This window comes from Streptomyces radiopugnans (genome assembly GCF_900110735.1).
Lineage (GTDB): Bacteria > Actinomycetota > Actinomycetes > Streptomycetales > Streptomycetaceae > Streptomyces > Streptomyces radiopugnans.
The window spans coordinates 402,191-415,180 of the sequence record NZ_FOET01000001.1; the positions used below are offsets into that span (position 1 = coordinate 402,191).

Consider the following 12,990-nt stretch of genomic DNA (forward strand, 5'->3'; position numbering starts at 1 on the left):
TCTAAGGGGCGGGGCACGCGGAGCGGCGGGCCGGATGGGGGACAATGGAGGATCGTCCCCCACCGCCGAGCGACAACGAGGATGCCCACTCCCATGTCACAGCAGCTCGCCATCGGTCCGCACACGGTCCGGCCGCCCGTGGTCCTCGCGCCGATGGCCGGGATCACCAACGCGCCGTTCCGGACGCTGTGCCGCGAGTACAGCGGTGGCCGGGGGCTGTTCGTCAGCGAGATGATCACCACCCGGGCACTGGTCGAGCGGGACGCCAAGACCATGCGGCTCGTCCACTTCGCCGAGACCGAGAAGCCGCGCTCCATCCAGCTCTACGGCGTGGACCCGGCGACCGTCGGCAAGGCCGTCCGCATGATCGCCGACGAGGACATGGCCGACCACATCGACCTCAACTTCGGCTGCCCGGTGCCCAAGGTGACCCGCAAGGGCGGCGGCTCGGCGCTGCCGTACAAGCGGAACCTGCTGCGGGCCATCCTGCGCGAGGCCGTCACCGGCGCCGGCGGACTGCCGGTGACCATGAAGATGCGCAAGGGCATCGACGACGACCACCTCACCTACCTGGACGCCGGGCGCATCGCCGTGGAGGAGGGCGTCACCGCCGTCGCCCTGCACGGCCGCACCGCCGCCCAGCACTACGGCGGCACCGCCGACTGGGACGCCATCGCCGCCCTGAAGGAGGCCGTGCCCGAGATCCCGGTGCTGGGCAACGGCGACATCTGGTCGGCCGACGACGCGGTGCGGATGATGCGCGAGACCGGCTGCGACGGCGTCGTGGTCGGACGCGGCTGCCTGGGCCGGCCGTGGCTCTTCGGCGATCTGGTGGCCGCCTGCGAGGGCAGGCCGGAGAGGGCCGAGCCCACCCTGCGCGAGGTCGCCGCGGTGATGCTGCGGCACGCCCGGCTGCTGGGGGAGTGGCTGGAGGACGAGGCGCGCGGGGTGATCGACTTCCGCAAGCACGTCGCCTGGTACACCAAGGGCTTCTCGGTGGGTTCCGAGATGCGCCGGAAACTGGCCGTCGCGGCCTCCCTCGCCGAGCTGGAGGACCTGCTGGGCGAGCTCGACCTGGACCAGCCGTGGCCGAAGGGCGCGGACGGCCCGCGCGGGCGCACCTCCGGACGCAACCGGGTGGCCCTGCCCGACGGCTGGCTGGACGACCCGTACGACCGCGCGGGCGTCGAGGCCGAGGCCGAGCTGGACACCTCCGGCGGCTGAGCCCCGGGAGCCCGGGGGCGTACCCGGGGCGGCAGCCTCCGCTCCCGCTCCCGGTGCCTCCGCTCCCGGGCGGTCCCGCCCGGCCCGCCGTACCGCCGCCTCAGCCCGCGGTACCGCTGCGCACCAGCGCCCCGACGCGCATCCCGGTGCGCACCGCCGCGCGGTCCGCCGACCGGTCCGCGCTGCGGGACAGCAGGTCGAGGGCGAGGGCCGCCGTCCAGCTGAACTCCCGGGCGCCGCGGCCCGCCCCGGTGTGCGGGTCGACGTACTCGGCGAAGCCGGACGCGGCGGCCGACGCCAGCACCGCGGCGCGCAGGGAGTCGGCCCGGGTGGTGTGCCCGTACTGCCTCAGGCCCCGTTCCACCAGCCAGTTGACGTTGAACCAGGCCGGTCCCCGCCAGTAGCGGCACGAGTCGAAGGCGTGGCCCTTCAGGTCGTAGCTGGGCACCAGCCGCACGGTGTCGCCCAGCCCGAAGTGCTCGCCGCCGACCGTGCGCAGCAGCGTGCGGACGATTCCGTGCGGCAGGCCGGGGACGACCAGCGGCACCAGCCCGGCGGCGCTGCGCTCCCGGATCGGCTCACCGCGGTGCCCGGCACGCACGTCGCGGCAGAGGAACATGCCGCTCTCCTCGTCCCACAGGCGGTCCACCAGGGCATCGGTCAGCCGCGCGGCCCGCCCGCGGTGCCCGCCGGGGTCGTCCCCGGGGCCCTGCGCCCCGACCTCGACGGCGATCTGCGCCAGGGCGTGCTCGGAGGCGATCAGCAGGGCGTTGACGCCGGGGTCCTCCACTGCGAACGGGTGCGGGGCGTCGCCGTCCCGGTAGCCGTGGTCGCGGTAGTCGGCCGCCAGTCGCACGTACCGGCCGTAGTCCAGATCGGTGGGACGGTCGGAGGCCGAGCCGTGGTCGAGGTCGCAGCGGCGGAAGGAGCAGGGGTCGGCCGGCTCGATGCGGGAGAGCGGGGCGTCCCAGGCCGGGCTGTTGTCCATGCCCGGCTCCCACGGGTGGACGGCCGACACCAGCCCGTGCCCGCCCAGGTCGCGGTGGACGGTCAGGTAGCGGTGCCAGGCGACCAGCCGGGGGTAGAGGCGTCTGAGGAAGCCGCGCCGCCGCGAGGTCGCCGGGTCGGCGCGGTGCACCAGCCAGGCGGCGAGCGCGTGGACGGGCGGCTGCACGATCCCCGAGGTCTCGACGTGCCCGGGCGCCCCGGCCCCGGCCCCGGCGGTCGAGGAGCGCCAGAAGTCCGGGCTGGGGAAGTACGCGCCGAGCGGCACGGACGGGTTGAAGACGATGTGCGGGACGCGGCCGTCGCCCCACTGGGCGGACATCAGCGTCTCCAGCTCGCGCTGGGCGCGCGGGGCCGACAGATGGCGCAGGCCGATCGCGACGAACGCCGAGTCCCAGCTCCACTGGTGCGGATACAGACTCCGCGAGGGAACGGTCGAGGCGCCCGTCCAGTTGCGCAGCAGCACCTGGCGCGCGGCCTGGCGCAGCTCGGCGGCGGTGACGCCGACGGGCGGCCGCTGGGCGGGGATGAACGGCCGTGCTGTGGTGAGGGGGATCGGGACGGGTTTCATCGGACCGCCGCACCCGCGCCGGAGCGGGCGGTGGAGCGCGGTGCGTGCGGCCGTGGCTTCCCGGCCGCGGGCCATGGCCCCGACCCCGGAACGCCGGCCCCGGGGGAGGGCGGGGATATGTGGATGTCGGTGGACTGGGCGACGCGCTCCACGAGAACTCCGGTGTCTGTACGACTCCTAGGTTACGCCTCCATAAGCCTATGGTTCTGTCTTGTGAAAAGGCAGAAGTGATGCTGTGAGACCGGACACAGGAAGGCGCGGGAGGAAGCACGGGCGAGTACGGACGGGGCGCGGCCGGCGCGCGGGTGGGGAGCGCGTGGACGCGCATGCGCCGCGGCCGGGGGTCCGGCCCGAGGCCGCGGCGCACGGCCGCCCGCCCCCATCCGCGCGCCGCGACCGTCCCGGGCGGCTCCGGGCGATCCCGGGCAGCGCCGGACGGCTCGTGACGCCTCCGGACGGGGGCTGAGCAGGGCGTTCGGCAGGGGCGGGACGGCGGCGGCCGGGAGGTGCGGAGAAGATGACCGTATGACCGGGAACCAATCCAGCGCGGGACATCTGCTGCGACTGGTCCGCAGCGGGCAGGCGACCACCCGCGGCGAGCTCCAGCGTGCCACCGGACTGTCCCGATCCACCGTCGGCCACCGCCTCGACCAGCTCTTCCGGGCCGGCTGGATCCGCGACGGGGCCACCGTGCCCGTGGGCGGCCCGGCGGGCGGACGCCCGTCGAACCGCCTGGAGTTCGACGGCTCGCACGCCGTGGTGCTCGCCGTGGACGTGGAGACCCGGCACGGACTGGCCGCCGCGCTGGACCTCAACGGCCGGGTGCTGGCCGAGCACACCGGGGCCCTGAACATCGAGGACGGCCCGGAGAACGTGATCGACCGGGTGACGAGGTGGTTCCCGCCGCTGCTGGAGCGGGCCGGGGCGGCGCCGGAGGACGTCTGCGGCATCGGGGTGTCGGTGCCGGGGCCGGTGGAGTGGGAGTCGGGGCAGGTGGTCCAGCCGCCGATCATGCCGGGCTGGGACCGCTACCCGATCCCGGAGCGGATGCGGCGGGCGTATCTGCGGCACACCGGTGCGGACGGGGAGGGTCCCGTGGTGCTGGTGGAGAACGACGCCAACCTCATGGCGTACGCCGAGCAGCGCACCGGCTGGCGCGACTGCGGCGCCTTCCTGCTGGTCAAGGTCTCCACCGGCATCGGCGCCGGACTCGTGGTGGACGGCGAGATGTACCGCGGCATCGACGGCGGCGCCGGGGACATCGGCCACATCAGGCTGCACGACCGGCCCGACGCGCTGTGCATGTGCGGCTCGTACGGCTGCCTGGCGGCGGTCGCCAGCGGCCGGGCGCTGGCGGCGCGGCTCACCGGCTCCGGCATCCCGGCCGCGTCCGGCACCGGGGTGCGCGAGCTGCTGGCCGCCGGGCAGCCCGACGCGGTGCGGCTGGCCCGGGACGCCGGGCGCCGGGTGGGAGAGGTGCTGGTCACCGTCGTCACCGTGCTCAATCCCGGAGTGCTGATGATCGCGGGCGACCTGGCCGGCGCCCCGTTCGTCACCGGGGTGCGCGAGCTGCTCTACCAGCGGGCGATGCCCCGCAGCACCGCTCATCTGACCGTGGTCACCTCCCGGCTGGGGGAGCGGGCGGGTCTGGTGGGGGCGGGGGCGATGGTCGTGGAGCACCTGTACGCGCCGGAGCGGGCCGACGCCCGGCTGGCGGCCATGGGGCTGTGAGGCGGGGGCACCGGAGGGGGCGGGCGGGGGCCGTCTACGGGGTGCTCATTCGAGCGGCGTAGCTCCCGTATGTGTCCAATGGCTGAGATGTTGGGCCCGTCAAGAGGGTGATGCTCGCCACTCTGATAGAGGGTGCGCTCACATGAGCGCTTGAAGCGGCCCTGTACTTCTCAAAGGGTGGCACTCGGTGCCACCCCTCTTCCGTTCACCCGCCCGTCCCCGCCCTCACTCAGGGTCGCGAAAGCGGGCCCGGTCGCCACCCAGCGCATCGATGAATTCGAGTGGTGAACGATGGGGTTCGCGGCACTTGAATCATCCTTTACTTTCGATCCATCGGCGGATGAGCGGTTACGCCCCCATGGACTAGTGGTGGCCGTACTCGAAATCCTTCGATCTGGGTACGCTCCCCGCCGTCAGGGCAGCCTTCCCCCGGCCTCCGCCGAGGGGATCCAGCGAGGAGCGCGATTCTCTTGCCGGAAAACCAAGAGCCTCACGTAACCCAGAAGTTCGTCTACGACTTCACCGAGGGCAACAAGGACCTCAAGGACCTCCTCGGCGGCAAGGGAGCCAACCTCGCCGAGATGACCAACCTCGGTCTCCCGGTCCCTCCCGGGTTCACCATCACCACCGAGGCGTGCAAGGTCTACCTCGCCTCCGGCTCCGAGCCCCCGGCTCTCCGCGACGAGGTGAGCACCCACCTCGAGGCCCTCGAGGAGAAGATGGGCAAGAAGCTCGGCCAGGCGGACGACCCCCTGCTGGTGTCCGTCCGCTCCGGGGCCAAGTTCTCCATGCCGGGGATGATGGACACCGTCCTGAACATCGGCCTGTCCGACGCCTCCGTGGCCGGACTCGCCGCCCAGTCCGGGGATGAACGTTTCGCCTGGGACTCCTACCGGCGCCTCATCCAGATGTTCGGCAAGACCGTCCTCGGCGTCGACGGCGATCTGTTCGAGGAGGCGCTGGAGGAGGCCAAGCGGGCCCGGAACGCGTCCACCGACGTCGACCTGGACGCCGGCGACCTCAAGAGCCTCGTCGAGGAGTTCAAGGGCATCGTCTCGGAGCAGACCGGCCGCGACTTCCCGCAGGACCCGCGCGAGCAGATGGACCTCGCCATCCGCGCGGTCTTCGACTCCTGGAACGGCGAGCGCGCCAAGCTCTACCGCCGCCAGGAGCGCATACCGCACGACCTGGGCACGGCCGTCAACGTCTGCTCGATGGTCTTCGGCAACCTCGGTCCCGACTCCGGCACCGGCGTCGCCTTCACCCGCGACCCCGCCAGCGGCCAGCAGGGCGTCTACGGCGACTACCTCGCCAACGCCCAGGGCGAGGACGTCGTCGCCGGCATCCGCAACACCGTGCCGCTGGCCGAGCTGGAGACGATCGACAAGAAGTCCTACGACCAGCTCATGCAGATCATGGAGACCCTGGAGAACCACTACAGGGATCTGTGCGACATCGAGTTCACCATCGAGCGCGGCAAGCTGTGGATGCTGCAGACCCGGGTGGGCAAGCGCACCGCCGCCGCCGCGTTCCGCATCGCCACCCAGCTCGTCGACCAGGGCCTGATCGACGAGACCGAGGCGCTGCGCCGCGTCAACGGCGCCCAGCTCGCCCAGCTGATGTTCCCGCGCTTCGACGAGAGCCGGATCGGCGACGGCGCGGCCGAGCGGATCGGCCGGGGCATCGCCGCCTCGCCCGGCGCCGCCGTCGGAGCGGCCGTCTTCGACTCCGCCACCGCCGTGGCCCGCGCCCGCGCCGGCGAGAAGGTCATCCTGGTGCGCCGCGAGACCAACCCCGACGACCTCGACGGCATGATCGCCGCGGAGGGCATCCTCACCTCGCGCGGCGGCAAGACCTCGCACGCCGCCGTCGTCGCCCGCGGCATGGGCAAGACCTGTGTGTGCGGCGCCGAGGAGCTCCAGGTCGACCTCAAGCAGCGCCGCCTGACCGCCCCGGGCGGCCTGGTCGTCGCCGAGGGCGACGTCATCTCCATCGACGGCTCCACCGGCAGCGTCTACCGCGGCGAGGTGCCCGTCGTGCCCTCCCCGGTCGTGGAGTACTTCGAGGGCCGCACCCGGCCCGACGAGCAGGCCGACGAACTGGTCCGGGCCGTGCACCGGATCATGACCCTGGCCGACGGCAACCGCCGCCTGCGGGTGCGGGCCAACGCCGACAACGCCGAGGACGCCGCCCGCGCCCGCCGCTTCGGCGCCCAGGGCATCGGCCTGTGCCGCACCGAGCACATGTTCCTCGGCGAGCGCCGCGAACTGGTCGAGCGCCTGGTCCTGGCCGAGACGGAGGAGGAGTGCGAGGCCGCGCTGGCCGCGCTGCTGCCGCTGCAGAAGGGCGACTTCGTCGAGCTGTTCGAGGCCATGGACGGCCTGCCGGTGACGGTACGGCTGCTGGACCCGCCCCTCCACGAGTTCCTGCCCGACCTCACCGAGCTGTCGGTGCGGGTCGCGCTCGCGGAGGCCCGCGGCGAGACCGACGAGGACGACCAGCGTCTGCTGCAGGCCGTCCGGCGGCTGCACGAGCAGAACCCGATGCTGGGCCTGCGCGGCGTGCGCCTGGGCCTGGTCATCCCCGGTCTGTTCACCATGCAGGTGCGGGCCGTCGCCGAGGCCGCCGCCGACCGGGCCGCCGCCGGCGGCGACCCCCGCGCGGAGATCATGATTCCGCTGGTGGGCACCGTCCAGGAGCTGGAGTGCGTCCGGGAGGAGGCCGAGAAGGTCATCGCCGAGATCCAGCAGGCCCGCGGCGTGGACCTGAAGCTGCTGATCGGCACCATGATCGAGCTGCCGCGTGCGGCGGTGACGGCCGGCCAGATCGCCGAGTGCGCCGACTTCTTCTCCTTCGGCACCAACGACCTCACCCAGACCGTGTGGGGCTTCAGCCGGGACGACGTGGAGGCGAGCTTCTTCACCGCCTACCTGGAGAAGGGCGTCTTCGGGGTCTCGCCGTTCGAGACCATCGACAAGGACGGCGTCGGCGCGCTGGTGCGAGGCGCGGTCGAGGCCGGCCGGGCCGCCCGTCCCGACCTCAAGCTGGGCGTGTGCGGAGAGCACGGCGGCGACCCGGAGTCGGTCCACTTCTTCCACGGGATCGGCCTGGACTACGTCTCCTGCTCCCCGTTCCGCATCCCCGTCGCCCGCCTGGAGGCGGGCCGCGCGGCGGCCATGGAGAGCGGGGAGGGCAGCGACAGCCGGTGACCCCACCGGTGCGATGACCAACCGACACCGGGACCGTCCCGCCGGCCGACCCTCACCGGCGGAGCAGCGGTTCCGGCGCACAAAAGGAAGGGCGGCGCCTGTGCGGAGGCGCCGCCCTTCCGCGTCGTGTCCGCGCCGCGGGGCCGGCCGCCGGGGCCGGGCTGACGGACCCCGGTGGACGTACCGGGGTCAAAGGCGTCAACTCCTGAACGCTTAGAGGCTTTTCAAGATTGTTCTTGTCGAACATCTTGACGCTCGGTCAGGGGAAATCTACGTTGCCGGAATCTGAGAGCGCTCTCAGGCTTCCCCCACGCACACCCCCAGGAGCCGTTTCATGAGATTCCGCAGACGTCCCGCCGCGCTGCTGGCGGCGGTGGCGGCCTCGGCGGCCGTCGCCACCGGCCTCGGCGTCGTCGGGACGGGCAGCGCCGCGGCCGCCACCGTTCCCGTCGGCCAGGGCGGCTACAGCGACACCCGCCCCGCCGGGGCCGCCGGGCCGGAGAACAACGCCGGGGCGCCGGTGAAGCCCAAGGTCACCGAGGCCGCCGCCGGAAAGCCGGTGCCCACCAACGACTGGTGGTCCTCCCTGGCCTTCCAGCGCTACCCCGACAACCCGTACTCCGAGAACATGTACGGCCACCCCCTCACCTACCGTGCCGTCTCCGGCGGCCTGGAGGTCGGCTACCCCGCCTCGCACGCCGTCGTGGGCGAGGGCCGCCAGTACGAGTTCACGCACAAGCGCGACCTGACCCTCGGCCTGGCCGGCCTCAACTCGCCCGACGCCCGCGCCGACTCCTGGAGCGACTGGACCGTCACCCCCCGCTGGTCCGACGGCTCCCGCACCCTGCGCGCCACCATCGGGCACGGCCTGCCGTACGTGTACGCCCAGGGCACCGGCGGCGCCGCGCGGATCTCCGCCGCGAGCACCCCGACCGTCTTCGCCGACGACGGCAACGTGCTCGGCGTGACCATCGGCGGCCGGCACTACGCGCTGTTCGCCCCCTCCGGCAGCGACTGGACCGTCTCGGGCACCGACATCCGCGCCGACCTGGGCTCCAAGGACTACTTCTCGCTGGCCGTCCTGCCGGGCACCGACGCGCTGGCCACCTTCCGCAAGTACGCCTTCAGCTTCGTCACCGGCTCCAAGGTGGCCTGGGACTACGACGAGGCCGCCGGCCGGATGAAGGCCACCTACACCCTGACCACGACGGCCAAGGAGGGCAGCGAGCGCGGCACCCTCCAGGCCCTCTACCGCCACCAGTGGCTGCACACCTCCGACGCCCTGACCGGCTGGACCTACGCCTCGCCGCGCGGTGAGATGAAGGTCCGCGAGGGCGCCTCCTTCACCACCTCCCAGAAGGTCACCGGCGTACTGCCCGGCCTGCCCGTTCCGGGCGCCGTGGACAAGGCCAGGCTGACGGGGTACCTCAACGAAGTGGCCAACGCCGCCGACCCGTTCGAGGGCGCCACCGACACCTACTGGACGGGCAAGCAGCTCGGCAAGCTCGCCCAACTGGTGCCGATCGCCGACCAGATCGGCGAGACGGGCGTCCGCGACAAGCTGCTCGGCCTGATCAAGGGCCGGCTCCAGGAGTGGTTCACTCCGGGCGGGGCCTCGGAGTTCTCCTACGACCGCGACTGGAGGACGCTCATCGGCTACCCCGCCTCCTACGGCAGCGACAAGGAACTCAACGACCACCACTTCCACTACTCGTACTACGTGATGGCCGCGGCGATCGTGGCCCAGTACGACCGGGCCTGGGCGGTGGACTCCGCCTGGGGCGGGATGGTGAAGACCCTGGTGAGGGACGCCGCCAACCCCAGCCGCACCGACGAGCTGTTCCCCTTCCTGCGCGGCTTCGACGTCTACGCCGGGCACAGCTGGGCCGCCGGGCACGCCGGCTTCGCCGCGGGCAACAACCAGGAGTCGTCCTCGGAGTCGGTCAACCTCAGCGCCGGCCTGGTCCTGTGGGGCGCGGCCACCGGTGACGACTCCCTGCGGGACCTGGGCGTCTACCTGCTGACCACCGAGTCCGAGGCCATCGCCCAGTACTGGTTCGACGCCGACCAGAAGGTCTACCCCGAGAACTTCGGCCACGACGTGGTCGGCATGGTCTGGGGCAGCGGCGGCGCCTACTCCACCTGGTGGACGGCCAACCCCGAGGAGATCCACGGCATCAACGTCCTCCCCGTCACCGGTGGTTCGCTCCACCTGGCCCGCAACAAGGACGCCATCCGGCGCAGCATCGCCGAGATGGAGAAGGCCAACGGCGGCCCGGCCGTCGAGTGGCGCGACATCTTCTGGGAGTTCCAGGCGCTGGCCGACCCCGCCAAGGGCAAGGCCGCCTGGGACGCGCAGAACAGCGGCTACGAGCCGGAGGCGGGCGAGAGCAGGGCCCACACCTACCACTGGGTCACCACCCTGGACGCGATCGGCGCCCCCGACACCTCCGTCACCGCCGACAGCCCGACCGCAGCGGTCTTCACCAAGAACGGCACCCGCACCTACGTCGCCCACAACCACTCCGGCTCCGCGGCGACCGTGACGTTCTCCGACGGCGGGAAGCTGAGCGTCCCGGCCCGCTCCACGGCCACCGGCACCGGCACGGCGAACCCCACGGACCCGGGCGAGCCCGGTGGCCCGCAGGACCCGCCCGCCACCGGCGACACCTTCCACCTGCGCTCCGGCGGGACGCTGAGCACCACGCAGGCCACCGCCTCGGCCGACACCATCGCCTCGGCGGGCGGCGCCAACCACGACGGCACCCCCCACCGGCCGCTGGTGTACGAGGTCAGGAACGTCAACGGCTCCTACGAGTCCGGCGGCGCCACCGGCTTCAGCCTGAAGGTGGACGCCGGCACGGCCGTCGGGCTCGGCCAGCAGGCGCGGGTGTCGTACGACCTGACCGGCGACGGCACCTTCGACCGGGTGGAGACCTACCGCTACTTCGCCACCGACCCGGTGGACGGCTGGGAGGAGTACGACGCCTCCCGCGCCGGACTGAAGTCGGCCTCGGGCCGCCTGGGCGACCTGAAGGGCGGAACGATCCGCGTCGAGGTCTGGAGCGCGATCGGCAACGCCCCGGCCAAGCTCCGGGTCGGCTCCGGCTCGGTCCTCACCGTCCCCTTCGGGTGACCGGTCCCGCCGTGTGCGCGCCCCGCCACCCCGGGCGCGCACACGGCGGTCCGGGTGCGCACACGGCGGCCCCAGCGGCATGGCGTACGGTCGGAGCGTGGCCCTGGTCCGGTCGACTTCCGGGGTCGGCAACACAGTTGACCGCCTGATCGGAGACCACACCGTGCGTACCCGCCGTATCCGCCGTGCCCGCGCCGCCGCGCTCGCCGTCCCCGTCGCGTTACTGCTGCCGTCGTGTTCCGGAAGCGCGGACCGGGAGGCGGGCGGCGGCCCCTCGCCCTCCCGGTCCGCGGTCACGGAGACGACGGCCGGGCCCGCCTCCGAGGAACTGCGGAGCATCGCCTCCGCCTCCGCGGAGGCCGAGGAGTCCGCCGCCTTCTCGCCGCCGGACCCGACCCCGGGCCCCGAGGCGGTCCGCGACGCCTTCGCCGGGCTCCAGGCCACGTTGAACGACTCCTGCGGCACCCCGGGGAACTGCGAGTACCTGCTCAACCGGGTCGTCGACGAACTCGAACGCCTCGACGCGGCGATGAAGGCCGACGGCAAGGGCCCCGGCCACTTCCCCGAGCCGATCGAGTGGATCGCGGCGATGCGGGAGCGGATCGGGGAGGACCGCTCCTACGAGCACCTCAAGTCCCACCAGGACCTGATCTTCGGCACCCGCGACCGGATCAACGTCTGGATGCAGGACCACCCGGACGACTACCGCTGACGCGTCCGCTGACGCATCCGCCGCCGCACCTGCCGGACGCGGTGGGGCCGCACGGCGTGCCCCACCGCGCCGCCGCGCCCGGGGCCGGGTTCAGGAGCGGAACGGGCCGCGCACCTCGTAGGTGATGCCGCCCGAGCTGCTGCCGCTGGTGCCGCGCTGGCTGGAGAAGTACAGCCGGGAGCCGTCGGGGGAGAAGGCCGGGCCGGTGATCTCCGAGGAGGACTGGCCGTCGATCCGCAGGAAGGGCGCGACCACGTCGTCCGGTGTGATGACGCAGATCTCCATGTTGCCCCCGTCCTCGGCGACGAAGAGGTCGCCGGAGGCCGAACCGGTGACGTTGTCGACGCCCGTCAGCGGGGCGGTGCCGGAGACCAGGGAGTCGTCGTAGGCCAGCGCGATCGTGTTGTTCGCCGCGTCGAGCCGCCACACCCGGCCGTCGCCCTTGGTGGTGAACCAGCAGGAGCCGTCCGCGTAGTGGCAGCCCTCGCCGCCGCTGAAGTGCTTGGCGGCGGAGACCTGGTGGCGGGTGGCGGTGGAGGCGGCCGACGGGTCCGGGACGCGGGCCCAGCCTATGGAGCCGGAGGTGCCCGAGCCGCCCGTCATCACCTCCAGCGTCCCCGAGGACAGGTCGCCCCAGGTGGTGGGGCGGAAGCGGTAGAGGCAGCCGTCGGAGACGTCCTCGGTCAGGTAGATCACCTTGCGGACCGGGTCGGCTGCCGCCGCCTCGTGCTTGAAACGGCCCATGGCGTCCCGGCGCACGGCGGGCTTCACGCCCCACGGGTCGGTCTCGTAGACGTAGCCGCGGTCGACCTCCTCGCACGACAGCCAGGTGTTCCACGGGGTCTTGCCGCCCGCGCAGTTCTGCCGGGTGTTGGACAGGACGCGGTGGGCGCCGGTGATGTTCCCGGAGGAGTCGAAGCGCACGGCGCCCGCGCCGCCGCCGGGGTTGATCTCGGAGTTGGAGACGTAGATCCAGCCGCTGCCGTCGGCGTAGCAGGCGCCGCCGTCGGGGGCGTTGTGCCAGGTGTAGGAGGTGCCGGGCACCTTCTGTCCGGAGCGGGCGATCACCCGGCTGGTGAAGCCCTGGGGCAGCCGGATGCCGTTGGCGTCGGCCGGGCGCAGGGCCCCGTAGGGCCCGGCGCCGGGCTGGGCGGGCGCGGCGTGGGCGGCGCCGCGCCACAGGGAGCCGCCGAAGGCGGCCACCGATCCGGTGAGTACGGCCCCGCGCAGGAAGTTACGACGTTCCACGTTCACTCCACCGAAGTCGTCTGGCCCCGCGGCCGGTCGGGCGCGGGGTCGAACGACCTGGAACGGTAGGGAGCCTGCTTTGACAGGACATGAACAACCGGTCGCGCCGGGCGGCCGGTTGCCCCAACACCGGTCGTCACGCCGGTCGCCACAC

The 12,990-nt window shown here is 72.9% G+C and carries 7 protein-coding genes; 5 read left to right on the forward strand and 2 right to left on the reverse strand.

Translation table 11 applies throughout. The features are described 5' to 3' along the window. Nucleotides 1–93: 93 nt before the first annotated feature. A complete protein-coding gene (gene dusB / locus BMY40_RS01720; RefSeq protein WP_093654587.1) occupies nucleotides 94–1,224 on the forward strand; it encodes a tRNA dihydrouridine synthase DusB in 1,131 nt (376 codons plus the stop codon). A 100-nt stretch (nucleotides 1,225–1,324) separates the two neighbouring features. On the opposite strand, the gene BMY40_RS01725 is transcribed toward dusB, so the two are convergent. After that, nucleotides 1,325–2,800 (reverse strand): MGH1-like glycoside hydrolase domain-containing protein, encoded by a 1,476-nt coding sequence (locus BMY40_RS01725; RefSeq protein WP_245769779.1) that lies wholly within the window; start codon nucleotides 2,798–2,800, stop codon nucleotides 1,325–1,327. A 525-nt stretch (nucleotides 2,801–3,325) separates the two neighbouring features. Between BMY40_RS01725 and BMY40_RS01730 the strand changes: the two genes are divergently transcribed. From BMY40_RS01730 to BMY40_RS01745, 4 genes are all read left to right on the forward strand, one after another. Next, nucleotides 3,326–4,531 (forward strand): ROK family transcriptional regulator, encoded by a 1,206-nt coding sequence (locus BMY40_RS01730; protein WP_093654589.1) that lies wholly within the window; start codon nucleotides 3,326–3,328, stop codon nucleotides 4,529–4,531. Between the two features lie 470 nt (nucleotides 4,532–5,001). Then, a complete protein-coding gene (ppdK, locus tag BMY40_RS01735; RefSeq protein WP_093654591.1) occupies nucleotides 5,002–7,740 on the forward strand; it encodes a pyruvate, phosphate dikinase in 2,739 nt (912 codons plus the stop codon). Nucleotides 7,741–8,074: 334 nt separating this feature from the next. Beyond that, nucleotides 8,075–10,876 carry a glycosyl hydrolase gene (locus BMY40_RS01740; protein WP_093654593.1) on the forward strand — a complete coding sequence of 934 codons (2,802 nt, stop codon included), beginning with the start codon at nucleotides 8,075–8,077 and terminating at the stop codon, nucleotides 10,874–10,876. 97 nt (nucleotides 10,877–10,973) lie between these two features. Continuing rightward, nucleotides 10,974–11,588, forward strand: coding sequence for a hypothetical protein (locus tag BMY40_RS01745; RefSeq protein ID WP_245769780.1), 615 nt, complete (start codon nucleotides 10,974–10,976; stop codon nucleotides 11,586–11,588). A 90-nt stretch (nucleotides 11,589–11,678) separates the two neighbouring features. Here the strand turns inward: BMY40_RS01745 and BMY40_RS01750 are convergent, their stop codons facing one another. Continuing rightward, nucleotides 11,679–12,836, reverse strand: coding sequence for an alkaline phosphatase PhoX (locus BMY40_RS01750; protein ID WP_093654595.1), 1,158 nt, complete (start codon nucleotides 12,834–12,836; stop codon nucleotides 11,679–11,681). Between the last annotated feature and the right edge of the window lie 154 nt (nucleotides 12,837–12,990).

Excerpts from the sequence above, each read along its gene's own strand:
- dusB (WP_093654587.1), top strand. The coding sequence starts at position 94 with ATGTCACAGCAGCTCGCCATCGGTCCGCACACGGTCCGGCCGCCCGTG.
- BMY40_RS01730 (WP_093654589.1), top strand. The coding sequence starts at position 3,326 with ATGACCGGGAACCAATCCAGCGCGGGACATCTGCTGCGACTGGTCCGC.
- BMY40_RS01725 (WP_245769779.1), bottom strand. The coding sequence starts at position 2,800 with ATGAAACCCGTCCCGATCCCCCTCACCACAGCACGGCCGTTCATCCCC.
- BMY40_RS01740 (WP_093654593.1), top strand. The coding sequence starts at position 8,075 with ATGAGATTCCGCAGACGTCCCGCCGCGCTGCTGGCGGCGGTGGCGGCC.